Source organism: Aeromonas bestiarum (genome assembly GCF_028751155.1).
Classification (GTDB): domain Bacteria; phylum Pseudomonadota; class Gammaproteobacteria; order Enterobacterales; family Aeromonadaceae; genus Aeromonas; species Aeromonas bestiarum.
Map to the genome: position 1 here is coordinate 3,757,486 of NZ_CP064746.1, position 26,977 is coordinate 3,784,462.

Genomic DNA, 26,977 nt, shown 5'->3' on the forward strand with positions numbered 1-26,977 from the left:
CTCAGGCGCTCAGCGCGCTGGCGAATTCCTTCATCGGCATGGGGCGGCCATAGAGATAGCCCTGCAGGAAGGTCACCTGACGCGCTCTCAGGTAAGCGGCCTGCACCTCGTTCTCCACCCCTTCGGCGACCAGCAGCAGACCGAGCCGGGTCGCCAGGTCGATGACGTTCTCCACTATGTGGCTGGAGAGCGCATCCGAGCCTATCATGCCGACGAAGCTCTGATCGATCTTGAGAAAGTCGACCTGGAACTGCTGCAGATAGGTGAGGCTGGAGTGGCCGGTACCAAAGTCATCGATGGCGATGAAGACCCCCAGCTGGTGCAGCTCGGCGAAGAGCCGGTCCGTCACCTCATCCGCCACTATCAGCTCCCGCTCCGTCAGCTCCAGCACCAGCTTGATGGGGTTCTCCCTGAAGGCGTTGATGAAGTCGCGGCAATCCGCCACCAGGCTCAGATCCTTGCAGTGGCTGGCGCTGATGTTGAAGCCAAAGTGGAATCCCCTGGGCAGGGTATGCACAGCACCGGCAAACTGATCGCGCACCTGCTCCATCAGCAGCCGGGTCATGGGCACTATCAGGCCGCTGTCTTCCGCCAGCGGAATGAAGCGATCCGGCGAGATCAGTCCCTGACGGGGGTGCTGCCAGCGCATCAGCACCTCGCAGCCGCACCAGTGGGCGTCGTCGCCCGTCACCACCGGCTGCAGATAGGGGATGAACTCCCGCTGATCCAGCGCCCGTCGCAGCTCTTGCGAGGGGGACGTCGAGCGGCCGGTCAGCCAGAACACGCCAAATCCCACCAGTATGCCCAGCAGGGGATAGATGATGATGCTGGCCTTGGAGTAGTGCCAGATGTGGCTGCCGTACTCGTCGTGGGACAGGTCAGTAACCACCCGGTATTGATACTTCTCCGATACCTGTTCCAGATAGCCGCGTGTTTTAGGCGGGATCTCCTCGCTGACCATGCCGCTGGCCAGCATGGCCTGCGACCCCACCACCAGCGCCAGCGGCGAATTGCGGCTCAGCATGTCGAGAATATTGTGCAGATAGTAGCCATCCACCCCGACCAGCACGCTGTAATCCCCCACCGCCTGCCGATAGACAACCAGCGGCCGATCCGGCGTCACCGGGTTGCCCCGCATCAGGTCGAGCTGACCACCGGCATAGTCGGCCAGCGCAAAGGGGCCGCTATAGGCGCCATAGAGGGAGGAGCAATAGATGGTCTCTCCCCTGGCCAGGTTGACGGTGCGCACATCCGGCACTGTCGCCACCTGATCCCGCAGCCCCTGTACCACTTCGGCGCAAGGTCGCCCCACACCGCCCTGCACCATGGACGCAGCTCGATGGGCATTGTCCAGGGTACGGTCAAACATGCGTCTGGCATGCAGCAACCTATCCTCGGCATCCTGCTTCATACCAGAGAAGGTCTGCCATGAGATGATCAGCACCCCCAGCAGCACGGGGAGCAGACTCGCCAGCAGGGAGGCCCCCAGCCGGGTGTAGAACTGGCGTAACCTTAAACGACGAAATGGCATGGTCATCCTCACGGCAACGGCGAAAAAGCGGGCAAGTCTACTACTATCCGCCCCCCTGACAAGTCATTCTGATACAAACAACAGCAAGAAAGTTTGGCCTGATTGGCACCGAACCTCGTCGAAACAGGGCTTTCAGCCACATCTTCAACGGCTCTGGGGCCTGATAGCCTTGCCTCCCCTGACAGGGTCCAAGCCTGGCTCCCCTCTGCGCAGTGAAGATTATAATCTTTGCAAAAACAGTTGCTTGTTCATCTTGCGCCAGCCCACTAGAGTAGAGCCAACAGCGTCAGGGAGTCTGGACATGAAAATACTGATCACGGGAGGAACCGGTTTTATCGGCCGCCGTCTGGTGGCCCATCTCAAGGTCAACCACGAGGTGGTGGTACTGACCCGTCAGGGCAGCCGCGCCTATGAGCTGCTCGGCCACGACGTCAAACTGCTCGACAATCTGGATCGGCTCGACGACCTCAACGACGTGGATGCCGTCATCAACCTGGCGGGAGAGCCCATCGCCGCCGGACGCTGGAGCGAGCAACGCAAGCAGCTGCTGTGTGACAGCCGCTGGCTGCTGACCGAACAGCTGGTCGATCTCATCAAGCTCTCCAGCACGCCGCCCAGGGTGCTGATCAATGCCTCCGCCATCGGCTGGTATGGCAGGCAGGGGGATGTGGCGCTGGACGAGCAGTGCCGGACGCCCCACGACGAGTTCACCCACCAACTCTGCCAGCAATGGGAAACCCTGGCCCGCGAGGCCCGCAGCAACCGCACCCGGGTCTGCATAGTGCGCATCGGGCTGGTGCTCGGCACAGATGGCGGTGCCCTGCCCAGGATGCTGACCCCCTATCGCCTCGGTCTCGGCGGCCCCATGGGATCGGGCCAGCAGATCATGAGCTGGATCCACATTCAGGATCTGGTGCGCGCCATGCTGTTCCTGCTGGAGCACGAGGAGTGCGACGGCATCTTCAACGGCACGGCGCCACTGCCGGTCAGCAATCGCGAGTTCAGCCAGAGCCTGGCCAGCGCCCTGCATCGACCACACCTCTTCTTGGTGCCGGCCCCCCTGCTGCAACTGCTGATGGGCGAGGCGGCCGACCTGCTACTCACCGGCCAGAAGGTGCTGCCCGCTCGTCTGCAAGAGGCCGGCTTTCACTTCACCTACCCGGAGCTGCCCCAGGCCCTCGCCAATCTGTTGAGCACGCCCCGCTGACTGGATCCTGCAAATCAGGCAACCGGATAGCAATCAGCCCGGCCATTGGCCGGGCTGATCCGTTATTGCGCCTGGTGGCATCCGCGCAGGATGCTGTGATTACAGCAGGCCCTGACCCAGACCACGCAGCCGATCGCTCAAGGTGCCCGCCAGTAACTGGCGCTGCATGCCCTGCCCCGCCAGCGTCACCAGCAGGGCGCCCAGCAAGGGCAGGCCAGCCCAGATGGCCCAGTGGAACTGCCACTGCCCCTCGAACCACCACCATTGCAGACCGAAGGAGCAGAGCTCGACCACAATGGCGGCGCACAGCCCCGCCAGCAGACCGCTGGCGACCAGCTCCCAGCGCAGCATCTTCTTGAGCAGCTCGCTGCTGGCCCCCAGGGTGCGCATCAGCAACAACTCGCGACGGCGGTGGGCCATGCTAGCCTGGGTCTGGGTCAGCAGCACCAGCAGCGCCGCCACAGTCACCAGCCCCAGCATCAGCCCCAGCGCCCGGCTCACCTGCTCAGACACAGCCGTCAGCCGCACTATCAGATCGTCCACATCGATGAGGCTCACCGTAGGGTGTCTGCGGATCAGATCCACCTCCGCCACCCGTCCCTGCTCCGGCAGCCGATAGCTGCCGAGCCAGGTCTGGGAGAAGGGGGCCAGCACGTCCGGCGAGAAGATCATGTAGAAGTTGGGCCGCATGTTGTCCCACTTGATGGCCCGCAGGCTGGTCACCTGCGCCTTGAAGCTGCGCCCCTCTATGGTGAAGCCCAGGGTGTCGCCGAGCGCTATGTCGAGCCGCTTGGCCAGATCCTTGTCCACCGACACCTGGCCGGGGCCATCCAGCCAGCGCCCCGCGGTCAGGGTATTGTCCGGCGGCAAGCCGGTGGTGGTGGTGAAGTTGAGCTCGCGGTTCACCCCTTCACGGCCATCCTCGTCGCTGTCTCGCACCGCCTCGCTGGCGATGCTGACCAGCCGGCCCCGCACCATAGGATAGAAATCCGAGGTCAGGGCGCCAGCACTGTGCAGATCGGCCAGGATCCCCTCCCGCTCGTGGTCGGCTATGTTGACCAGGAAGCGGTTGGGGGCATCCGCCGGCAGGCGGGCGGAGAAGTCGTCGAGCAGGTCGACCCGCACCGCCCACAGCAGACCGAACAGCATGAGCGCCAGCGCAAAGCCCGCCAGCTGGAACAGGCCGCTGCCGCGCTCGCGGGAGAGGTGACTGATGGCCAGACGCAGCGCATGGGGGCCCTTGACCCGGCGACCAAACCGCAGCAGCAGGGAAGCGATCAGCGCCAGCAGACCCATCAGCAGGCCCATGCCGCCGATCAGCCCCAACGCCAGGGTCACATCGGCGGTAAAGCCCCACACCAGACCAAACAGGCCGAGCAGGGCGACCGGCAGCGCCAGCCAGGGCGGGATCCCCGCCTCCAGCTCGCGGCGCAGCACCCGCAGCGGCGGCACCTTGAGCAGCCGCAGGAAGGGCACGAAGGCCAGCAGCAGGGTGATGAAGAAGGCGACCGCCAGACCGAGAGCAAAGGGTCGCCACGACGGCGGTGGCAGATCCGCCGGCAGCAGGTTGCCCAGCAGATGCAGGGTCAGCCACTGCATGGCGCTGCCCGCCACCAGACCGATGAGCGCCCCTGCCAACGTCAGGGAAAACAGCAGGGTGCCCATCAGTTGCCAGAGCGTGCGACGGGAGGCCCCCAGCGTCTTGAGCAGAGCAACCATGTTGGTCTGGCGCTCGGCGAAGTGGCGCACCGCTATGCCCATGGCCAGCGCCCCCAGCAGCACCCCGGCCAGGGAGGCTAGCCGGAAGAAGCGCTCGGCATTGGCCAGCGAACGCCCCACCTGGGAGCCCTGATCGTCCGGCTTGATCAGCTTCTGCCCCGCTTTGAGCTTGGGCCTGAGCCAGCGCTCATAGCCGGCAACGTCCTCGCGGGCCCCCTTGAACAGGTAGCGCCACTGCTGGCGACTGCCCGGCAGCAGGGCACCTGTCGCCTCTATGTCAGCGCTGTGGATCAGGGCCCTGGGCGCCAGCAGGAAGGGGCTGAAGCCCTGATCCGGCTCCTGCCCCAGCTCACCCGCCACCTTGAGGAGGGTGTTGCCCACCTCCAGTTCATCGCCAATTTTCGCCTCCAGCAGCTGCATCACCCGGGCCGAGAGCCAGATCTCGCCGGGCGCCGGCGCGCGCTGGGGGCTAAGTTCCAGCTTGCCGTAGAAGGGGAAATCGCTCGGCACGGCCCGGATGGAGGCCAGTTGCAACGCATCGCCATGAAACAGCATGCTGTTGAAGCTGACCGTGGTCTGCACCGACAGGCCCGCTTTTTCCGCCTGCTTGAGCCAGGCAGCCGGGGCCGGCGTGGCTGAACGCAGCGCCCGATCGGCGCCGATAAAGTCACGCCCCGAGGCCTTGAGCCCCGCATCCAGCCGGTCCGCCACCAGGGCCACGCTCAGCACGCAGGCCACACTCAATGCCAGCGCCAGCACGAACCAGCGCAGCTCGCCGCTGAAGCCTTCCCGCCGCAGCAGCTTCACACCCAATCGCCACCGACTCATAGCTGCTCCCTGACTCGGGAGGCCGCACCGGGTGCTGTCGCATCCGCCTCCAGTCGCCCCGCCGCCATCACCAGTTGCCGCTGGCAACGCTGGGCCAGCTCGTGGTCATGGGTGACCACCACGAGCGTGGTGCCGTGCTCGCGATTGAGCTGGAACAAGAGCTCGATCACCGTCTCCCCCGTCTTGCTGTCCAGGTTGCCGGTCGGCTCATCGGCCAGCAGCAGGCTGGGCCTTGTCATGAAGGCGCGGGCGATGGCGACCCGCTGCTGCTCGCCGCCGGAGAGGCGCGGCGGCAGATGGTGCAGCCGCTCGCTGAGCCCCACAGCCGCCAGCAACTCGCGCGCCCTCGGCTCGCAACGGGTCTCGCCACGCAGCTCGGCGGGCAGCATGACGTTCTCCAGTGCGCTCAGGGTGGGCAGCAGCAGGAAGGACTGGAAGATGAAGCCCACCTGCTCGGCACGCAGGCGGGCACGGCCCTCCTCGTCCAGCTGCACCAGCGACTGACCGAGGATCTCTATATCCCCCTGGCTCGGCAGATCCAGCCCGGCCAGCAGCCCCAGCAGGGTGGATTTGCCGGAGCCGGAGGCACCGACCAGCGCCAGGGTCTCGCCGGTATTGACTTGCAGGTCGATCCCTTCAAGGATGGTGAGACTTTCCTGGCCCAGGCGAACGGTTTTGCCCAGACCCTTGACGACAATGATGGGAGTTGAACTCATGATGCGTTTCCTGTTTGCCCGGGCCAAAAAGTGGGGAGTGAACCCGTGATGTCTATCCTGCTCACCCCGGCATTGAATGACAATGCATGCCGGGTGTTGGCATCATCACACGTATCCCCTTTGCCCGGATCCTTGATGACAATGAATGATGGGAGTTGAATGCATGACACGTTTCCTGTTCGCCTTGTGTTGCCTGGTTTCATCGGTGCAGGCCCAGACCCTGCTGGTGCTGGGCGACAGCCTGAGCGCTGGCTATCAGATGCCGGCGGAGCAGAGCTGGCCTGCCCTGCTCAATCAGAAATGGCAGCAGCAGGGCGGCGAGCATCAGCTGGTCAACGCCAGCATCAGCGGTGAGACCACGCAGGGAGCCCTGGCCCGCCTGCCTGCCCTGCTCAAGGAGCATCAACCGGACTGGGTGCTGATCGAACTGGGTGGCAACGACGGGCTGCGCGGGTTCGCACCCGCCATCACCCGTGACAATCTGACCAAGATGGTGGCCTTGACCAAGGCGCAGCAGGTGAAAACCGTGCTGACCCAGATCCAGCTGCCCCGCAATTACGGGGCCCGCTACCTGCGCCAGTTCGAGCAGATCTTCCCCGAGCTGGCGGCCGCCAACCAGCTGCCGCTGATGCCCTTCTTCATGGATGATATTGCGCTGCGCCCTGAACTCATGATGAACGATGGTATCCACCCCACGGCCGCGGCCCAGCCGCAGATCCGCGACCGGGTGGCCAGCTTTATCGAGCCCCTGCTGACCCAATAACACCCCAATAACCATACGCAGGAAAAGGCCCTGTCGGCCCAAAACAAAGATCCCGCCGAGGCGGGATCTTTGTTTGCATGAGCATCAGCGTTCCAGTATCTGGCGCAACCGCTCCTGGGCCACCCCGACCAGCAGGTCTGGCTGGAATTTGGAGATGAAGCGGTCACACCCCACCTTCTTGACCATGGCCTCGTTGAAGTTGCCGCTCAGGGAGGTATTGAGGGTGATGAAGAGATCGGACATGCGGGCATCGCTGCGGATCTCGTGGGTCAGCCGGTAACCGTCCATCTCCGGCATCTCCGCATCCGTGATCATCAGCAGGATCTCGTCGGTCACCTTCTTGCCCGCATCGCACCAGCCTTTGAGCAGATTGAGCGCCTGCAGGCCATCCTGGCACTCGATCACTTCCAGACCCAGCTGACCCAGAGTTTCCCGCACCAGATTGCGGGCCGTGCTGGAGTCATCGACGATGAGCACCTTGCGGCCATGCATCTCGGGCAGTATCTCCCGATCCAGCACCTCTTCCGAGATGCGGATGTCGTAGGTGATGATCTCGGCCAGCACCTTCTCCACGTCGATAATCTCGACGATCTGGTCGACGCCGTCCTCGGGAATGCGGGTGATGGCGGTCAGGTAGTTGGCCCGCCCGGCGGAGCGCGGCGGCGGCAGTATGTCCTTCCAGGTCATGTTGACGATATGGGCCACCTGCCCCACCAGGAAGCCCTGAATGGTGCGGTTGTACTCGGTGATGATGAGGTTGGACTCGCTGTCGATGGGCATGGCGCGCATGCCGATGGCGCTGCGCAGATTGATCACCGGGATCGAGGTGCCACGGATGTTGGCCACCCCGCTGATGTTGTGGTGCGCCCCCGGCATCTTGTTGAGATGGGGCAGCTTGACCACTTCCCGCACCTTGAACACGTTGATAGCAAACAGCTGTCGGGATCCCAAACGGAACATCAACAACTCCAGACGGTTCTCCCCTACCAGCTGGGTACGTTGATCCACTGAATCCAATATGCTCGCCATATAAAGCCCTTACGTCCGTTTCCCGAGTCTCGCCATAGTATAGAAGGGTCAGAATCCCAACACGACCCGTATTCTTATCCTATGTCGGCAAGATGATGACGGAACTTGATGAAAAAAAGCGAGATTCGGCTCAAGGCCGGACTCTCTTCACACTTATCAATAGCAAACTGGCCGCTCGATCGAGCCCAGGGCGGCCTGTGTGGGGCACATCCTTGATATCCGTGGCCATCAGCAACCATTCCCCCATGACCAGACATAAAAAAAGCGGCAGATTGCTCTGCCGCTTGTTGCGCTGCCCTGACGGGATTACTTGTCGATATCCAGCAGATTGTTGCTCAGCATGTAGTCGATCACCTGGGAAGAGGTGGACGCCGCGCTGCCGGTGAGGCTGTCGAACGTGTGGTTCATCAGCACTATCTCCTGAGTCACAGGGGCCGTGCTGGTCTCCTTGACCTGCAGGTGCACACCCTCGCTGTCCTGGAACACAGAGAGCAGGCTCTTCAGATCGGTCTGGTTGCGAGAACCATCGTGATCCAGCAGATCGCTCAGATCCAGCTTGTCACCCTCCGCCTTGGAGAAGTCGACCACGTAATCCTTGGCGACGCTGCCCGTAGCTGTATCCCCCTGCAGCCAGGTGAAGGTATCGGCCCCCGCATCCCCCTTGAGGATGTCGTTGCCCAGACCACCGACCAGGATGTCGTTGCCCAGACCGCCGCTCAGGGTGTCGTTGCCGGCACCGCCATCCAGCTTGTCGCTGCCAGTTCCGCCATAAAGGATATCTTTGCCGTCATCACCATAGAGCTCATCGTTACCACCTTGGCCGAACAAGATGTCGTCCCCAAGACCACCGTGCAGCTTGTCGTTCCCCCCTCGGATATCGCTCGCCACATCAAATGACTTGGCATTCCCCTTGATGTATTCGTAAAGCTCAAGCGAGCTGGGTGCATAACCGTTTTTCAAGGTCAGGAACTGGGTCAGACCATCAAGTCCCTTACCATCGACCCAATCTGCCGGTTTGGCAGGATTACCCACACTCCCCCAAGGCAGATGATCGGTGTTGATGGCATCACCGAACAGGATATCGTTACCCGCTCCGCCATGAAGTACGTCGGCCCCCACTTCAGCAGGTGTATTGGTGGTCGAACCGCCAACCAGCACGGCCTTCAACTGATCTGCCGTCGTGATAATGTCTGGCTGGCCAACTGGCGGATAGGTCACCTCGCTCAGATTGTCGATCCACAGCGTAGCGGTCGAGTCATCCCACCTTCCTTGGTCTACATCAGTGATGGTGAATACGTAGCGATAATCCCCTTCCGCCAGCGAACCGCTGTTGACGATGCCCGCCGAGTTCACCGCAGTACCGACATTCACCCAGGTTGTGCCGTTCAAACGTTGCAGTTGCACCGAGAAGGTGTCACCCCTATCGAGATCATTCCCCTTAACCAAGTCGAAGCGAAGGCCGGTACCCGCCGCCATCTTAAGCGTTTCGCTTGTAAATACCGATGCAACACTACCATCAATATCCATCAGCCTCAGCCAGCCACTGTCAATAACAACAGAACCAAGTTGATCGCCAGACTTACTCCATTTTGCACTCAGCGGCCCCGTATTGTCGGAAAAATCATTTAGCAACTGAAGGGCCTCATATTGACTGCCTGAGCCAATCACCTTGGTATTGTCAAAATACTCCAGATTCTCCTTCGTCACACCATTGCCGATGCCAATCGCCTTGACCTCGCTCTGTCCAGACAAAGGCCAAAATGCATCGATAGCCTTTTGCATCGCATCTGATTCAGATGCATTTCTGTTCCCGTTATAAGCTGTCGGATCACCATCGGTCAGGAAATAGGTTAGATTCTCAAACGTCAATCCAGAACTGCTACCGGGCTTGCTGTTAAACCATGCTGTCGCCTTGATAAAGGCATCCTCATAGTTAGTCGCACCGCCAGCAGACAACGAGCTGACCTTGTCGATAAATGACTGCACATTACTCTTGGACAGATCGTTAATCGTCAACAGTGAACTTGCCCACTCATGAAAGCCTATTAGCGTCACGTTAACGACACCATCATGATCTGCAAGCTGATTGGCAAGCACTTTCAGCGCTGCAATCGTCAACGTCATTCTGTCTTTACCCGTAGCAGGGGATTGGCTGCCATCCAATCCCCATTGCATGCTACCCGACGTATCAACGATCAGCGCGATATTGTAGTTTTTACCCGGTTCAACCGAGGTCTTGATGCCACCGATATCCCCCAGCAATACATCATCACCGCGGCCCCCCTCAACGGTATTATCTCCATTCGGGTTGGTGGGCTTGACCATAAAACCGGTATCCGCTTCGGCATATTTAGCTTCACCCGTTATCGGCTGACCATTCATGTCATACTCTTGCGAACCTGCAACCACGGTAACCTTGATATTCTGGCTACCAACCGGCAGCTCAATCTGCAGTGACAACTTGCCATCCTGATCCAGCATGCTGGCTGGCACCGTCCAACTGCCGTCGGCCTGCAGAGTACCACCTGAAAGCACCGCGCTCTGAGGCAATCCCTTGATAGTCAAATCGGTAAAATGTTCGCTGCTATCGGTATCGATCAGATCGACATCAACCTTCAAGGTCGCCAGATCAGCCACTTTAGCCAAGTTGCCATCCTTGAACTCATACTTGCCATCTTGCAGATATAGGGTCTCGACACTGTAAAAATCGTGGTTTGTCAAAGCACCGCTACTCGGATCTTGATACACCAGTCGGTAATTACAGCCCTGTGGTAAGCCAATCATCACCAGCTTCAGCTCCTTCATCGAACCCGGCATATAAGCCACATCCAGACCATCACCACCATAATAAGAGGTTGTGGCCTTCAGGCTTTGGGATATCAGCGTATCGTTACCCGCATCGCCATGTAGTGTGACCGATGAAACAGCATTCTTACCGCCGATCAAGATGTCATTTCCATCACCACCAATCAGATAATCAACATCACTCGCCCCACCAATCAAAATGTCATTATCAACCCCACCATCAGCTAAGAAGCTACCGCCACTACCATATTTGATAGTGTCATTGCCGCCACCGCCTTGAACCCAGTTACCATTACTGGAAACCAGATAATCATCTCCGCCAGTCGGCAACCTAGCAGGCGTCTTGCCTTGCAACGCGGCAATAATCTGCTCAACCTTCATTTCTCCCGGTATAAAGCCGCCACTGATCAACTCGACCTTCAGCATCACACCGTCAACAACCGGTTTGATATCAACCACGAAGGTGGCATTGCCACTACTGTTTACCCCATCGCTGATCTGATAGCCGAACGACGCATAATCCCCCAGCTTGTTGCCATCAGCACCGGCGTTCACACCACTGCCAGCAGAACCGCTGGCTTCATGCAGATCAGGCAGGAACTGCAAACGACCGGCATCAATATCGACCTTGCTAAATACCTGATCTTTCACCACTGACTGCCAGTTACCGTTGGCATCCTTGTACTGCAGCACCCCATCAGCCGGCAACAAGGTGATCTTGATCGACAACTGAGCCGCAGGTGTATCAGCATCACTGGCGTTGAAGTCGCTCCACTTTAGGGTAAACGGCGTGTCTTCTTCACCATAGGTATAACCACCAGAGGTGATAGGAGCATCATCGTTGTCGACGATGGTGCCGGTGGCATCTTTGCCACCCACGGTCACTTTCAGGGTCTCGTCCAGCTCGTCAACGGTGTCGTTCACGGTCGGCACGGTCACGGTGAAGCCGGTGACGCCCGCCGGCACGGTGATCTTGCCGGTGGCCGCGTCGTAGGTCACCCCGTCGCTGAAGGTCACGCCCGCACGGTTGAAGTCACCCTCAGCCGCGCTGATGCCCTCCAGTTTGAAGTCGTAGCTGGTCGCGCGGTCGCTGCCGTTGCTCAAGGTCACCTGGAAGGTCAGGTCCTGACCCTCGTCGGCTTTCGCGTCGGCGTTGCTCACCGCCACATCCTTGATGGTCGGCACCGCGTCATTGTCGACGATGGTGCCGGTGGCATCTTTGCCACCCACGGTCACTTTCAGGGTCTCGTCCAGCTCGTCAACGGTGTCGTTCACGGTCGGCACGGTCACGGTGAAGCCGGTGACGCCCGCCGGCACGGTGATCTTGCCGGTGGCCGCGTCGTAGGTCACCCCGTCGCTGAAGGTCACGCCCGCACGGTTGAAGTCACCCTCAGCCGCGCTGATGCCCTCCAGTTTGAAGTCGTAGCTGGTCGCGCGGTCGCTGCCGTTGCTCAAGGTCACCTGGAAGGTCAGGTCCTGACCCTCGTCGGCTTTCGCGTCGCGGGTTGTTGCTCACCGCCACATCCTTGATGGTCGGCACCGCGTCATGTCGACGATGGTGCCGGTGGCATCTTTGCCACCCACGGTCACTTTCAGGGTCTCGTCCAGCTCGTCAACGGTGTCGTTCACGGTCGCACGTCACGGTGAAGCGGTAACGCCCGCCGGCACGGTGATCTTGCCGGTGGCCGCGTCGTAGGTCACCCCGTCGCTGAAGGTCACGCCCGCGAGAGAGCCGCCGCGCTGAGCCCTCCAGTTTGAAGTCGTAGCTGGTCGCGCGGTCGCTGCCGTTGCTCAAGGTCACCTGGAAGGTCAGGTCCTGACCTCTCCGTCGGCTTTCGCGTCGGCGTTGCTTCACGCGCCACATCCTTGATGGTCGGCACCGCGTCATTGTCGACGATGGTGGCCGGTGGCATCTTTGCCACCCACGGGTCACTTTCAGGGTCTCGTCCAGCTCGTCAACGGTGTCGTTCACAGTCGGCACGGTCACGGTGAAGCCGGTAACGCCCGCCGGCACGGTGATCTTGCCGGTGGCCGCGTCGTAGGTCACCCCGTCGCTGAAGGTCACGCCCGCACGGTTGAAGTCACCCTCAGCCGCGCTGATGCCCTCCAGTTTGAAGTCGTAGCTGGTCGCGCGGTCGCTGCCGTTGCTCAAGGTCACCTGGAAGGTCAGGTCCTGACCCTCGTCGGCTTTCGCGTCGGCGTTGCTCACCGCCACATCCTTGATGGTCGGCACCGCGTCATTGTCGACGATGGTGCCGGTGGCATCTTTGCCACCCACGGTCACTTTCAGGGTCTCGTCCAGCTCGTCAACGGTGTCGTTCACGGTCGGCACGGTCACGGTGAAGCCGGTAACGCCCGCCGGCACGGTGATCTTGCCGGTGGGCCGCGTCGTAGGTCACCCCGTCGCTGAAGGTCACGCCCGCACGGTTGAAGTCACCCTCAGCCGCGCTGATGCCCTCCAGTTTGAAGTCGTAGCTGGTCGCGCGGTCGCTGCCGTTGCTCAAGGTCACCTGGAAGGTCAGGTCCTGACCCTCGTCGGCTTTCGCGTCGGCGTTGCTCACCGCCACATCCTTGATGGTCGGCACCGCGTCATTGTCGACGATGGTGCCGGTGGCATCTTTGCCACCACGGTCACTTTCAGGGTCTCGTCCAGCTCGTCAACGGTGTCGTTCACGGTCGGCACGGTCACGGTGAAGCCGGTGACGCCCGCCGGCACGGTGATCTTGCCGGTGGCCGCGTCGTAGGTCACCCCGTCGCTGAAGGTCACGCCCGCACGGTTGAAGTCACCCTCAGCCGCGCTGATGCCCTCCAGTTTGAAGTCGTAGCTGGTCGCGCGGTCGCTGCCGTTGCTCAAGGTCACCTGGAAGGTCAGGTCCTGACCCTCGTCGGCTTTCGCGTCGGCGTTGCTCACCGCCACATCCTTGATGGTCGGCACCGCGTCATTGTCGACGATGGTGCCGGTGGCATCTTTGCCACCCACGGTCACTTTCAGGGTCTCGTCCAGCTCGTCAACGGTGTCGTTCACGGTCGGCACGGTCACGGTGAAGCCGGTAACGCCCGCCGGCACGGTGATCTTGCCGGTGGCCGCGTCGTAGGTCACCCCGTCGCTGAAGGTCACGCCCGCACGGTTGAAGTCACCCTCAGCCGCGCTGATGCCCTCCAGTTTGAAGTCGTAGCTGGTCGCGCGGTCGCTGCCGTTGCTCAAGGTCACCTGGAAGGTCAGGTCCTGACCCTCGTCGGCTTTCGCGTCGGCGTTGCTCACCGCCACATCCTTGATGGTCGGCACCGCGTCATTGTCGACGATGGTGCCGGTGGCATCTTTGCCACCCACGGTCACTTTCAGGGTCTCGTCCAGCTCGTCAACGGTGTCGTTCACGGTCGGCACGGTCACGGTGAAGCCGGTGACGCCCGCCGGCACGGTGATCTTGCCGGTGGCCGCGTCGTAGGTCACCCCGTCGCTGAAGGTCACGCCCGCACGGTTGAAGTCACCCTCAGCCGCGCTGATGCCCTCCAGTTTGAAGTCGTAGCTGGTCGCGCGGTCGCTGCCGTTGCTCAAGGTCACCTGGAAGGTCAGGTCCTGACCCTCGTCGGCTTTCGCGTCGGCGTTGCTCACCGCCACATCCTTGATGGTCGGCACCGCGTCATTGTCGACGATGGTGCCGGTGGCATCTTTGCCACCCACGGTCACTTTCAGGGTCTCGTCCAGCTCGTCAACGGTGTCGTTCACGGTCGGCACGGTCACGGTGAAGCCGGTAACGCCCGCCGGCACGGTGATCTTGCCGGTGGCCGCGTCGTAGGTCACCCCGTCGCTGAAGGTCACGCCCGCACGGTTGAAGTCACCCTCAGCCGCGCTGATGCCCTCCAGTTTGAAGTCGTAGCTGGTCGCGCGGTCGCTGCCGTTGCTCAAGGTCACCTGGAAGGTCAGGTCCTGACCCTCGTCGGCTTTCGCGTCGGCGTTGCTCACCGCCACATCCTTGATGGTCGGCACCGCGTCATTGTCGACGATGGTGCCGGTGGCATCTTTGCCACCCACGGTCACTTTCAGGGTCTCGTCCAGCTCGTCAACGGTGTCGTTCACGGTCGGCACGGTCACGGTGAAGCCGGTGACGCCCGCCGGCACGGTGATCTTGCCGGTGGCCGCGTCGTAGGTCACCCCGTCGCTGAAGGTCACGCCCGCACGGTTGAAGTCACCCTCAGCCGCGCTGATGCCCTCCAGTTTGAAGTCGTAGCTGGTCGCGCGGTCGCTGCCGTTGCTCAAGGTCACCTGGAAGGTCAGGTCCTGACCCTCGTCGGCTTTCGCGTCGGCGTTGCTCACCGCCACATCCTTGATGGTCGGCACCGCGTCATTGTCGACGATGGTGCCGGTGGCATCTTTGCCACCCACGGTCACTTTCAGGGTCTCGTCCAGCTCGTCAACGGTGTCGTTCACGGTCGGCACGGTCACGGTGAAGCCGGTGACGCCCGCCGGCACGGTGATCTTGCCGGTGGCCGCGTCGTAGGTCACCCCGTCGCTGAAGGTCACGCCCGCACGGTTGAAGTCACCCTCAGCCGCGCTGATGCCCTCCAGTTTGAAGTCGTAGCTGGTCGCGCGGTCGCTGCCGTTGCTCAAGGTCACCTGGAAGGTCAGGTCCTGACCCTCGTCGGCTTTCGCGTCGGCGTTGCTCACCGCCACATCCTTGATGGTCGGCACCGCGTCATTGTCGACGATGGTGCCGGTGGCATCTTTGCCACCCACGGTCACTTTCAGGGTCTCGTCCAGCTCGTCAACGGTGTCGTTCACAGTCGGCACGGTCACGGTGAAGCCGGTAACGCCCGCCGGCACGGTGATCTTGCCGGTGGCCGCGTCGTAGGTCACCCCGTCGCTGAAGGTCACGCCCGCACGGTTGAAGTCACCCTCAGCCGCGCTGATGCCCTCCAGTTTGAAGTCGTAGCTGGTCGCGCGGTCGCTGCCGTTGCTCAAGGTCACCTGGAAGGTCAGGTCCTGACCCTCGTCGGCTTTCGCGTCGGCGTTGCTCACCGCCACCATCCTTGATGGTCGGCACCGCGTCATTGTCGACGATGGTGCCGGTGGCATCTTTGCCACCCACGGTCACTTTCAGGGTCTCGTCCAGCTCGTCAACGGTGTCGTTCACGGTCGGCACGGTCACGGTGAAGCCGGTAACGCCCGCCGGCACGGTGATCTTGCCGGTGGCCGCGTCGTAGGTCACCCCGTCGCTGAAGGTCACGCCCGCACGGTTGAAGTCACCCTCAGCCGCGCTGATGCCCTCCAGTTTGAAGTCGTAGCTGGTCGCGCGGTCGCTGCCGTTGCTCAAGGTCACCTGGAAGGTCAGGTCCTGACCCTCGTCGGCTTTCGCGTCGGCGTTGCTCACCGCCACATCCTTGATGGTCGGCACCGCGTCATTGTCGACGATGGTGCCGGTGGCATCTTTGCCACCCACGGTCACTTTCAGGGTCTCGTCCAGCTCGTCAACGGTGTCGTTCACGGTCGGCACGGTCACGGTGAAGCCGGTAACGCCCCGCCGGCACGGTGATCTTGCCGGTGGCCGCGTCGTAGGTCACCCCGTCGCTGAAGGTCACGCCCGCACGGTTGAAGTCACCCTCAGCCGCGCTGATGCCCTCCAGTTTGAAGTCGTAGCTGGTCGCGCGGTCGCTGCCGTTGCTCAAGGTCACCTGGAAGGTCAGGTCCTGACCCTCGTCGGCTTTCGCGTCGGCGTTGCTCACCGCCACATCCTTGATGGTCGGCACCGCGTGTCGTCGATGTGTGCCGGTGGCATCTTTGCCACCCACGGTCACTTTCAGGGTCTCGTCCAGCTCGTCAACGGTGTCGTTCACGGTCGGCACGGTCACGGTGAAGCCGGTGACGCCCGCCGGCACGGTGATCTTGCCGGTGGCCGCGTCGTAGGTCACCCCGTCGCTGAAGGTCACGCCCGCACGGTTGAAGTCACCCTCAGCCGCGCTGATGCCCTCCAGTTTGAAGTCGTAGCTGGTCGCGCGGTCGCTGCCGTTGCTCAAGGTCACCTGGAAGGTCAGGTCCTGACCCTCGTCGGCTTTCGCGTCGGCGTTGCTCACCGCCACATCCTTGATGGTCGGCACCGCGTCATTGTCGACGATGGTGCCGGTGGCATCTTTGCCACCCACGGTCACTTTCAGGGTCTCGTCCAGCTCGTCAACGGTGTCGTTCACGGTCGGCACGGTCACGGTGAAGCCGGTGACGCCCGCCGGCACGGTGATCTTGCCGGTGGCCGCGTCGTAGGTCACCCCGTCGCTGAAGGTCACGCCCGCACGGTTGAAGTCACCCTCAGCCGCGCTGATGCCCTCCAGTTTGAAGTCGTAGCTGGTCGCGCGGTCGCTGCCGTTGCTCAAGGTCACCTGGAAGGTCAGGTCCTGACCCTCGTCGGCTTTCGCGTCGGCGTTGCTCACCGCCACATCCTTGATGGTCGGCACCGCGTCATTGTCGACGATGGTGCCGGTGGCATCTTTGCCACCCACGGTCACTTTCAGGGTCTCGTCCAGCTCGTCAACGGTGTCGTTCACGGTCGGCACGGTCACGGTGAAGCCGGTGACGCCCGCCGGCACGGTGATCTTGCCGGTGGCCGCGTCGTAGGTCACCCCGTCGCTGAAGGTCACGCCCGCACGGTTGAAGTCACCCTCAGCCGCGCTGATGCCCTCCAGTTTGAAGTCGTAGCTGGTCGCGCGGTCGCTGCCGTTGCTCAAGGTCACCTGGAAGGTCAGGTCCTGACCCTCGTCGGCTTTCGCGTCGGCGTTGCTCACCGCCACATCCTTGATGGTCGGCACCGCGTCATTGTCGACGATGGTGCCGGTGGCATCTTTGCCACCCACGGTCACTTTCAGGGTCTCGTCCAGCTCGTCAACGGTGTCGTTCACGGTCGGCACGGTCACGGTGAAGCCGGTAACGCCCGCCGGCACGGTGATCTTGCCGGTGGCCGCGTCGTAGGTCACCCCGTCGCTGAAGGTCACGCCCGCACGGTTGAAGTCACCCTCAGCCGCGCTGATGCCCTCCAGTTTGAAGTCGTAGCTGGTCGCGCGGTCGCTGCCGTTGCTCAAGGTCACCTGGAAGGTCAGGTCCTGACCCTCGTCGGCTTTCGCGTCGGCGTTGCTCACCGCCACATCCTTGATGGTCGGCACCGCGTCATTGTCGACGATGGTGCCGGTGGCATCTTTGCCACCCACGGTCACTTTCAGGGTCTCGTCCAGCTCGTCAACGGTGTCGTTCACGGTCGGCACGGTCACGGTGAAGCCGGTAACGCCCGCCGGCACGGTGATCTTGCCGGTGGCCGCGTCGTAGGTCACCCCGTCGCTGAAGGTCACGCCCGCACGGTTGAAGTCACCCTCAGCCGCGCTGATGCCCTCCAGTTTGAAGTCGTAGCTGGTCGCGCGGTCGCTGCCGTTGCTCAAGGTCACCTGGAAGGTCAGGTCCTGACCCTCGTCGGCTTTCGCGTCGGCGTTGCTCACCGCCACATCCTTGATGGTCGGCACCGCGTCATTGTCGACGATGGTGCCGGTGGCATCTTTGCCACCCACGGTCACTTTCAGGGTCTCGTCCAGCTCGTCAACGGTGTCGTTCACGGTCGGCACGGTCACGGTGAAGCCGGTGACGCCCGCCGGCACGGTGATCTTGCCGGTGGCCGCGTCGTAGGTCACCCCGTCGCTGAAGGTCACGCCCGCACGGTTGAAGTCACCCTCAGCCGCGCTGATGCCCTCCAGTTTGAAGTCGTAGCTGGTCGCGCGGTCGCTGCCGTTGCTCAAGGTCACCTGGAAGGTCAGGTCCTGACCCTCGTCGGCTTTCGCGTCGGCGTTGCTCACCGCCACATCCTTGATGGTCGGCACCGCGTCATTGTCGACGATGGTGCCGGTGGCATCTTTGCCACCCACGGTCACTTTCAGGGTCTCGTCCAGCTCGTCAACGGTGTCGTTCACGGTCGGCACGGTCACGGTGAAGCCGGTAACGCCCGCCGGCACGGTGATCTTGCCGGTGGCCGCGTCGTAGGTCACCCCGTCGCTGAAGGTCACGCCCGCACGGTTGAAGTCACCCTCAGCCGCGCTGATGCCCTCCAGTTTGAAGTCGTAGCTGGTCGCGCGGTCGCTGCCGTTGCTCAAGGTCACCTGGAAGGTCAGGTCCTGACCCTCGTCGGCTTTCGCGTCGGCGTTGCTCACCGCCACATCCTTGATGGTCGGCACCGCGTCATTGTCGACGATGGTGCCGGTGGCATCTTTGCCACCCACGGTCACTTTCAGGGTCTCGTCCAGCTCGTCAACGGTGTCGTTCACGGTCGGCACGGTCACGGTGAAGCCGGTGACGCCCGCCGGCACGGTGATCTTGCCGGTGGCCGCGTCGTAGGTCACCCCGTCGCTGAAGGTCACGCCCGCACGGTTGAAGTCACCCTCAGCCGCGCTGATGCCCTCCAGTTTGAAGTCGTAGCTGGTCGCGCGGTCGCTGCCGTTGCTCAAGGTCACCTGGAAGGTCAGGTCCTGACCCTCGTCGGCTTTCGCGTCGGCGTTGCTCACCGCCACATCCTTGATGGTCGGCACCGCGTCATTGTCGACGATGGTGCCGGTGGCATCTTTGCCACCCACGGTCACTTTCAGGGTCTCGTCCAGCTCGTCAACGGTGTCGTTCACGGTCGGCACGGTCACGGTGAAGCCGGTGACGCCCGCCGGCACGGTGATCTTGCCGGTGGCCGCGTCGTAGGTCACCCCGTCGCTGAAGGTCACGCCCGCACGGTTGAAGTCACCCTCAGCCGCGCTGATGCCCTCCAGTTTGAAGTCGTAGCTGGTCGCGCGGTCGCTGCCGTTGCTCAAGGTCACCTGGAAGGTCAGGTCCTGACCCTCGTCGGCTTTCGCGTCGGCGTTGCTCACCGCCACATCCTTGATGGTCGGCACCGCGTCATTGTCGACGATGGTGCCGGTGGCATCTTTGCCACCCACGGTCACTTTCAGGGTCTCGTCCAGCTCGTCAACGGTGTCGTTCACGGTCGGCACGGTCACGGTGAAGCCGGTGACGCCCGCCGGCACGGTGATCTTGCCGGTGGCCGCGTCGTAGGTCACCCCGTCGCTGAAGGTCACGCCCGCACGGTTGAAGTCACCCTCAGCCGCGCTGATGCCCTCCAGTTTGAAGTCGTAGCTGGTCGCGCGGTCGCTGCCGTTGCTCAAGGTCACCTGGAAGGTCAGGTCCTGACCCTCGTCGGCTTTCGCGTCGGCGTTGCTCACCGCCACATCCTTGATGGTCGGCACCGCGTCATTGTCGACGATGGTGCCGGTGGCATCTTTGCCACCCACGGTCACTTTCAGGGTCTCGTCCAGCTCGTCAACGGTGTCGTTCACGGTCGGCACGGTCACGGTGAAGCCGGTGACGCCCGCCGGCACGGTGATCTTGCCGGTGGCCGCGTCGTAGGTCACCCCGTCGCTGAAGGTCACGCCCGCACGGTTGAAGTCACCCTCAGCCGCGCTGATGCCCTCCAGTTTGAAGTCGTAGCTGGTCGCGCGGTCGCTGCCGTTGCTCAAGGTCACCTGGAAGGTCAGGTCCTGACCCTCGTCGGCTTTCGCGTCGGCGTTGCTCACCGCCACATCCTTGATGGTCGGCACCGCGTCATTGTCGACGATGGTGCCGGTGGCATCTTTGCCACCCACGGTCACTTTCAGGGTCTCGTCCAGCTCGTCAACGGTGTCGTTCACAGTCGGCACGGTCACGGTGAAGCCGGTGACGCCCGCCGGCACGGTGATCTTGCCGGTGGCCGCGTCGTAGGTCACCCCGTCGCTGAAGGTCACGCCCGCACGGTTGAAGTCACCCTCAGCCGCGCTGATGCCCTCCAGTTTGAAGTCGTAGCTGGTCGCGCGGTCGCTGCCGTTGCTCAAGGTCACCTGGAAGGTCAGGTCCTGACCCTCGTCGGCTTTCGCGTCGGCGTTGCTCACCGCCACATCCTTGATGGTCGGCACCGCGTCATTGTCGACGATGGTGCCGGTGGCATCTTTGCCACCCACGGTCACTTTCAGGGTCTCGTCCAGCTCGTCAACGGTGTCGTTCACAGTCGGCACGGTCACGGTGAAGCCGGTAACGCCCGCCGGCACGGTGATCTTGCCGGTGGCCGCGTCGTAGGTCACCCCGTCGCTGAAGGTCACGCCCGCACGGTTGAAGTCACCCTCAGCCGCGCTGATGCCCTCCAGTTTGAAGTCGTAGCTGGTCGCGCGGTCGCTGCCGTTGCTCAAGGTCACCTGGAAGGTCAGGTCCTGACCCTCGTCGGCTTTCGCGTCGGCGTTGCTCACCGCCACATCCTTGATGGTCGGCACCGCGTCATTGTCGACGATGGTGCCGGTGGCATCTTTGCCACCCACGGTCACTTTCAGGGTCTCGTCCAGCTCGTCAACGGTGTCGTTCACGGTCGGCACGGTCACGGTGAAGCCGGTAACGCCCGCCGGCACGGTGATCTTGCCGGTGGCCGCGTCGTAGGTCACCCCGTCGCTGAAGGTCACGCCCGCACGGTTGAAGTCACCCTCAGCCGCGCTGATGCCCTCCAGTTTGAAGTCGTAGCTGGTCGCGCGGTCGCTGCCGTTGCTCAAGGTCACCTGGAAGGTCAGGTCCTGACCCTCGTCGGCTTTCGCGTCGGCGTTGCTCACCGCCACATCCTTGATGGTCGGCACCGCGTCATTGTCGACGATGGTGCCGGTGGCATCTTTGCCACCCACGGTCACTTTCAGGGTCTCGTCCAGCTCGTCAACGGTGTCGTTCACGGTCGGCACGGTCACGGTGAAGCCGGTGACGCCCGCCGGCACGGTGATCTTGCCGGTGGCCGCGTCGTAGGTCACCCCGTCGCTGAAGGTCACGCCCGCACGGTTGAAGTCACCCTCAGCCGCGCTGATGCCCTCCAGTTTGAAGTCGTAGCTGGTCGCGCGGTCGCTGCCGTTGCTCAAGGTCACCTGGAAGGTCAGGTCCTGACCCTCGTCGGCTTTCGCGTCGGCGTTGCTCACCGCCACATCCTTGATGGTCGGCACCGCGTCATTGTCGACGATGGTGCCGGTGGCATCTTTGCCACCCACGGTCACTTTCAGGGTCTCGTCCAGCTCGTCAACGGTGTCGTTCACGGTCGGCACGGTCACGGTGAAGCCGGTAACGCCCGCCGGCACGGTGATCTTGCCGGTGGCCGCGTCGTAGGTCACCCCGTCGCTGAAGGTCACGCCCGCACGGTTGAAGTCACCCTCAGCCGCGCTGATGCCCTCCAGTTTGAAGTCGTAGCTGGTCGCGCGGTCGCTGCCGTTGCTCAAGGTCACCTGGAAGGTCAGGTCCTGACCCTCGTCGGCTTTCGCGTCGGCGTTGCTCACCGCCACATCCTTGATGGTCGGCACCGCGTCATTGTCGACGATGGTGCCGGTGGCATCTTTGCCACCCACGGTCACTTTCAGGGTCTCGTCCAGCTCGTCAACGGTGTCGTTCACGGTCGGCACGGTCACGGTGAAGCCGGTGACGCCCGCCGGCACGGTGATCTTGCCGGTGGCCGCGTCGTAGGTCACCCCGTCGCTGAAGGTCACGCCCGCACGGTTGAAGTCACCCTCAGCCGCGCTGATGCCCTCCAGTTTGAAGTCGTAGCTGGTCGCGCGGTCGCTGCCGTTGCTCAAGGTCACCTGGAAGGTCAGGTCCTGACCCTCGTCGGCTTTCGCGTCGGCGTTGCTCACCGCCACATCCTTGATGGTCGGCACCGCGTCATTGTCGACGATGGTGCCGGTGGCATCTTTGCCACCCACGGTCACTTTCAGGGTCTCGTCCAGCTCGTCAACGGTGTCGTTCACGGTCGGCACGGTCACGGTGAAGCCGGTGACGCCCGCCGGCACGGTGATCTTGCCGGTGGCCGCGTCGTAGGTCACCCCGTCGCTGAAGGTCACGCCCGCACGGTTGAAGTCACCCTCAGCCGCGCTGATGCCCTCCAGTTTGAAGTCGTAGCTGGTCGCGCGGTCGCTGCCGTTGCTCAAGGTCACCTGGAAGGTCAGGTCCTGACCCTCGTCGGCTTTCGCGTCGGCGTTGCTCACCGCCACATCCTTGATGGTCGGCACCGCGTCATTGTCGACGATGGTGCCGGTGGCATCTTTGCCACCCACGGTCACTTTCAGGGTCTCGTCCAGCTCGTCAACGGTGTCGTTCACGGTCGGCACGGTCACGGTGAAGCCGGTGACGCCCGCCGGCACGGTGATCTTGCCGGTGGCCGCGTCGTAGGTCACCCCGTCGCTGAAGGTCACGCCCGCACGGTTGAAGTCACCCTCAGCCGCGCTGATGCCCTCCAGTTTGAAGTCGTAGCTGGTCGCGCGGTCGCTGCCGTTGCTCAAGGTCACCTGGAAGGTCAGGTCCTGACCCTCGTCGGCTTTCGCGTCGGCGTTGCTCACCGCCACATCCTTGATGGTCGGCACCGCGTCATTGTCGACGATGGTGCCGGTGGCATCTTTGCCACCCACGGTCACTTTCAGGGTCTCGTCCAGCTCGTCAACGGTGTCGTTCACGGTCGGCACGGTCACGGTGAAGCCGGTGACGCCCGCCGGCACGGTGATCTTGCCGGTGGCCGCGTCGTAGGTCACCCCGTCGCTGAAGGTCACGCCCGCACGGTTGAAGTCACCCTCAGCCGCGCTGATGCCCTCCAGTTTGAAGTCGTAGCTGGTCGCGCGGTCGCTGCCGTTGCTCAAGGTCACCTGGAAGGTCAGGTCCTGACCCTCGTCGGCTTTCGCGTCGGCGTTGCTCACCGCCACATCCTTGATGGTCGGCACCGCGTCATTGTCGACGATGGTGCCGGTGGCATCTTTGCCACCCACGGTCACTTTCAGGGTCTCGTCCAGCTCGTCAACGGTGTCGTTCACAGTCGGCACGGTCACGGTGAAGCCGGTGACGCCCGCCGGCACGGTGATCTTGCCGGTGGCCGCGTCGTAGGTCACCCCGTCGCTGAAGGTCACGCCCGCACGGTTGAAGTCACCCTCAGCCGCGCTGATGCCCTCCAGTTTGAAGTCGTAGCTGGTCGCGCGGTCGCTGCCGTTGCTCAAGGTCACCTGGAAGGTCAGGTCCTGACCCTCGTCGGCTTTCGCGTCGGCGTTGCTCACCGCCACATCCTTGATGGTCGGCACCGCGTCATTGTCGACGATGGTGCCGGTGGCATCTTTGCCACCCACGGTCACTTTCAGGGTCTCGTCCAGCTCGTCAACGGTGTCGTTCACGGTCGGCACGGTCACGGTGAAGCCGGTAACGCCCGCCGGCACGGTGATCTTGCCGGTGGCCGCGTCGTAGGTCACCCCGTCGCTGAAGGTCACGCCCGCACGGTTGAAGTCACCCTCAGCCGCGCTGATGCCCTCCAGTTTGAAGTCGTAGCTGGTCGCGCGGTCGCTGCCGTTGCTCAAGGTCACCTGGAAGGTCAGGTCCTGACCCTCGTCGGCTTTCGCGTCGGCGTTGCTCACCGCCACATCCTTGATGGTCGGCACCGCGTCATTGTCGACGATGGTGCCGGTGGCATCTTTGCCACCCACGGTCACTTTCAGGGTCTCGTCCAGCTCGTCAACGGTGTCGTTCACGGTCGGCACGGTCACGGTGAAGCCGGTGACGCCCGCCGGCACGGTGATCTTGCCGGTGGCCGCGTCGTAGGTCACCCCGTCGCTGAAGGTCACGCCCGCACGGTTGAAGTCACCCTCAGCCGCGCTGATGCCCTCCAGTTTGAAGTCGTAGCTGGTCGCGCGGTCGCTGCCGTTGCTCAAGGTCACCTGGAGGGTCAGGTCCTGACCCTCGTCGGCTTTCGCGTCGGCGTTGCTCACCGCCACATCCTTGATGGTCGGCACCGCGTCATTGTCGACGATGGTGCCGGTGGCATCTTTGCCACCCACGGTCACTTTCAGGGTCTCGTCCAGCTCGTCAACGGTGTCGTTCACAGTCGGCACGGTCACGGTGAAGCCGGTGACGCCCGCCGGCACGGTGATCTTGCCGGTGGCCGCGTCGTAGGTCACCCCGTCGCTGAAGGTCACGCCCGCACGGTTGAAGTCACCCTCAGCCGCGCTGATGCCCTCCAGTTTGAAGTCGTAGCTGGTCGCGCGGTCGCTGCCGTTGCTCAAGGTCACCTGGAAGGTCAGGTCCTGACCCTCGTCGGCTTTCGCGTCGGCGTTGCTCACCGCCACATCCTTGATGGTCGGCACCGCGTCATTGTCGACGATGGTGCCGGTGGCATCTTTGCCACCCACGGTCACTTTCAGGGTCTCGTCCAGCTCGTCAACGGTGTCGTTCACGGTCGGCACGGTCACGGTGAAGCCGGTGACGCCCGCCGGCACGGTGATCTTGCCGGTGGCCGCGTCGTAGGTCACCCCGTCGCTGAAGGTCACGCCCGCACGGTTGAAGTCACCCTCAGCCGCGCTGATGCCCTCCAGTTTGAAGTCGTAGCTGGTCGCGCGGTCGCTGCCGTTGCTCAAGGTCACCTGGAAGGTCAGGTCCTGACCCTCGTCGGCTTTCGCGTCGGCGTTGCTCACCGCCACATCCTTGATGGTCGGCACCGCGTCATTGTCGACGATGGTGCCGGTGGCATCTTTGCCACCCACGGTCACTTTCAGGGTCTCGTCCAGCTCGTCAACGGTGTCGTTCACGGTCGGCACGGTCACGGTGAAGCCGGTGACGCCCGCCGGCACGGTGATCTTGCCGGTGGCCGCGTCGTAGGTCACCCCGTCGCTGAAGGTCACGCCCGCACGGTTGAAGTCACCCTCAGCCGCGCTGATGCCCTCCAGTTTGAAGTCGTAGCTGGTCGCGCGGTCGCTGCCGTTGCTCAAGGTCACCTGGAAGGTCAGGTCCTGACCCTCGTCGGCTTTCGCGTCGGCGTTGCTCACCGCCACATCCTTGATGGTCGGCACCGCGTCATTGTCGACGATGGTGCCGGTGGCATCTTTGCCACCCACGGTCACTTTCAGGGTCTCGTCCAGCTCGTCAACGGTGTCGTTCACGGTCGGCACGGTCACGGTGAAGCCGGTGACGCCCGCCGGCACGGTGATCTTGCCGGTGGCCGCGTCGTAGGTCACCCCGTCGCTGAAGGTCACGCCCGCACGGTTGAAGTCACCCTCAGCCGCGCTGATGCCCTCCAGTTTGAAGTCGTAGCTGGTCGCGCGGTCGCTGCCGTTGCTCAAGGTCACCTGGAAGGTCAGGTCCTGACCCTCGTCGGCTTTCGCGTCGGCGTTGCTCACCGCCACATCCTTGATGGTCGTAGGTTCAACACTGCCATCATCGGTGGCTGTGCCTGTGTTACCAGCAGGGTCGGTCACGCTAGCGGTTACGTCATAGTCACCGTCCGGCAGGGGAGAAATCACATCCGTGCTGTAAGTCCCATTCGGCTGAACAGTCGCAGTCAGGGTCTGCTGGTTGCCATTGGCATCCGTGACCACTAGAGTCACTGTGCTGCCGGGGGGAGCATCCGTGGTCCCTGTGATGGTCGGGGTTATGTCATTGGTATTATCAGGCGCATCCACTGTGATAGATGGGGCTGCGCTGTCCACGCTGCCATCATCGGTGGCTGTGGCTGTGTTGCCGGCAGGATCAGTGACATTGGCGGTGACCGTATAGGAGCCGTTCGCCAGCGGTGTGGTGACATCCACACTGAAGGTGCCATCCGGATTGACGGTCGTGGTCAGGGTCTGTTGATTGCCATTGGCATCCGTGACCAGCAGGGTCACTGTGCTGCCTGCGGGGGCATCAGTGGTACCGGTCAGGGTCGGGGTCGTGTCGTTGGTATTGTCAGGGGCGGAGACTGTGATCACCGGTGGCACCAAGTCGATCAGCTGATCTTCCTCACCCGCGAACGCATCGCCAATCACGCCAGTGTCGGCCTGGGTGGCGGTATCAAAGCCCGCCGCCGCTATGGTGGCATCGCCGATGCGATCTATGGTGACGAAACCACCATTGCCGCTGGCACCCGCCACGCCGCCGATATTGCCACCGCCTGCGGCAGGAGCACCGCCGGCCGCCGCCGCTTCAAATGCCTTGGTCGGATCGGTGCCACCCAGAATGGCCTGTTGCAGGGCCGCTATGTCATCGGGATTGCCGGCAGGCACATCCTGATTCTGGGCCAGCAAGGGCGCCTGAGACGTTTCATCCTCAGCCTGCTGCTCGTTGGTCGGGCTCAGGGTGAAAGTCTGGTTGCCGCCGTTGAAGCTGGCGCCTTCAGGAGTGATCAGCACCGCATCCTTGGGCAGGACATCGCCTTCAGCAAGTGGCTTCTGGCTGCCATCTGCAGCGACCAAATAGATTTTGCCTTTCAACTGGGTAACGACGACGTCCTGATCCAATGCGATATTGTGGCTGCTCATGTTCTCTCCTGAATCTCTATTGGCATGCAATATTCCACCGTCTAATGTGCCCGTGAACGGCGCCA

At 62.7% G+C, this 26,977-nt stretch carries 10 protein-coding genes and 2 pseudogenes; 2 read left to right on the forward strand and 10 right to left on the reverse strand.

Features of this window, described 5'->3' with window-relative positions:
• Position 1 precedes the first annotated feature (1 nt).
• Complete coding sequence (locus tag IU367_RS17340; RefSeq protein ID WP_241278647.1) at positions 2-1,531, reverse strand: EAL domain-containing protein; 1,530 nt, start codon at positions 1,529-1,531, stop codon at positions 2-4.
• Between the two features lie 301 nt (positions 1,532-1,832).
• On the opposite strand from IU367_RS17340, the gene IU367_RS17345 reads away from it, so the two are divergent.
• Complete coding sequence (locus tag IU367_RS17345; RefSeq protein WP_241326763.1) at positions 1,833-2,738, forward strand: TIGR01777 family oxidoreductase; 906 nt, start codon at positions 1,833-1,835, stop codon at positions 2,736-2,738.
• Between the two features lie 99 nt (positions 2,739-2,837).
• Here IU367_RS17345 and IU367_RS17350 read toward each other — a convergent pair whose 3' ends face one another.
• A complete protein-coding gene (locus tag IU367_RS17350; protein WP_274452558.1) occupies positions 2,838-5,285 on the reverse strand; it encodes an ABC transporter permease in 2,448 nt (815 codons plus the stop codon).
• Positions 5,282-6,001, reverse strand: coding sequence for an ABC transporter ATP-binding protein (locus tag IU367_RS17355; protein ID WP_274452559.1), 720 nt, complete (start codon positions 5,999-6,001; stop codon positions 5,282-5,284). Before IU367_RS17355 ends, IU367_RS17350 begins: the two co-directional genes overlap by 4 nt.
• Positions 6,002-6,164: 163 nt before the next feature.
• On the opposite strand from IU367_RS17355, the gene IU367_RS17360 reads away from it, so the two are divergent.
• Positions 6,165-6,764 carry an arylesterase gene (locus IU367_RS17360; RefSeq protein ID WP_043138031.1) on the forward strand — a complete coding sequence of 200 codons (600 nt, stop codon included), beginning with the start codon at positions 6,165-6,167 and terminating at the stop codon, positions 6,762-6,764.
• 84 nt (positions 6,765-6,848) lie between these two features.
• On the opposite strand, the gene IU367_RS17365 is transcribed toward IU367_RS17360, so the two are convergent.
• From IU367_RS17365 to IU367_RS17390, 7 genes and pseudogenes are all read right to left on the reverse strand, one after another.
• Positions 6,849-7,793, reverse strand: a complete 945-nt coding sequence (locus IU367_RS17365; protein ID WP_042870959.1) for a chemotaxis protein CheV — start codon at positions 7,791-7,793, stop codon at positions 6,849-6,851.
• A gap of 306 nt (positions 7,794-8,099) precedes the next feature.
• A pseudogene (locus tag IU367_RS22110) lies at positions 8,100-8,666 on the reverse strand (calcium-binding protein); the annotation flags it as partial.
• A 189-nt stretch (positions 8,667-8,855) separates the two neighbouring features.
• Positions 8,856-11,024 (reverse strand): annotated as a pseudogene (locus IU367_RS22115) (vWA domain-containing protein); the annotation flags it as partial.
• A gap of 1,186 nt (positions 11,025-12,210) precedes the next feature.
• A complete protein-coding gene (locus tag IU367_RS17375) occupies positions 12,211-12,921 on the reverse strand; it encodes a hypothetical protein (RefSeq protein WP_274452561.1) in 711 nt (236 codons plus the stop codon).
• Positions 12,905-13,159, reverse strand: coding sequence for a hypothetical protein (locus IU367_RS17380; RefSeq protein WP_274452562.1), 255 nt, complete (start codon positions 13,157-13,159; stop codon positions 12,905-12,907). The genes IU367_RS17375 and IU367_RS17380 overlap by 17 nt, the downstream gene beginning before the upstream one ends.
• Entirely contained in the window at positions 13,156-15,615 is a 2,460-nt protein-coding gene (locus IU367_RS17385) for a Calx-beta domain-containing protein (RefSeq protein ID WP_274452563.1), read from the reverse strand. The genes IU367_RS17380 and IU367_RS17385 overlap by 4 nt, the downstream gene beginning before the upstream one ends.
• A 449-nt stretch (positions 15,616-16,064) precedes the next feature.
• The gene (locus IU367_RS17390; protein ID WP_274452564.1) at positions 16,065-26,912 is read right to left on the reverse strand and encodes a Calx-beta domain-containing protein; all 10,848 of its coding nucleotides are present in this window, start codon (positions 26,910-26,912) and stop codon (positions 16,065-16,067) included.
• Between the last annotated feature and the right edge of the window lie 65 nt (positions 26,913-26,977).

Excerpts from the sequence above, each read along its gene's own strand:
- IU367_RS17340 (WP_241278647.1), bottom strand. The coding sequence starts at position 1,531 with ATGCCATTTCGTCGTTTAAGGTTACGCCAGTTCTACACCCGGCTGGGG.
- IU367_RS17345 (WP_241326763.1), top strand. The coding sequence starts at position 1,833 with ATGAAAATACTGATCACGGGAGGAACCGGTTTTATCGGCCGCCGTCTG.
- IU367_RS17350 (WP_274452558.1), bottom strand. The coding sequence starts at position 5,285 with ATGAGTCGGTGGCGATTGGGTGTGAAGCTGCTGCGGCGGGAAGGCTTC.
- IU367_RS17355 (WP_274452559.1), bottom strand. The coding sequence starts at position 6,001 with ATGAGTTCAACTCCCATCATTGTCGTCAAGGGTCTGGGCAAAACCGTT.
- IU367_RS17360 (WP_043138031.1), top strand. The coding sequence starts at position 6,165 with ATGACACGTTTCCTGTTCGCCTTGTGTTGCCTGGTTTCATCGGTGCAG.
- IU367_RS17365 (WP_042870959.1), bottom strand. The coding sequence starts at position 7,793 with ATGGCGAGCATATTGGATTCAGTGGATCAACGTACCCAGCTGGTAGGG.
- IU367_RS17390 (WP_274452564.1), bottom strand. The coding sequence starts at position 26,912 with ATGAGCAGCCACAATATCGCATTGGATCAGGACGTCGTCGTTACCCAG.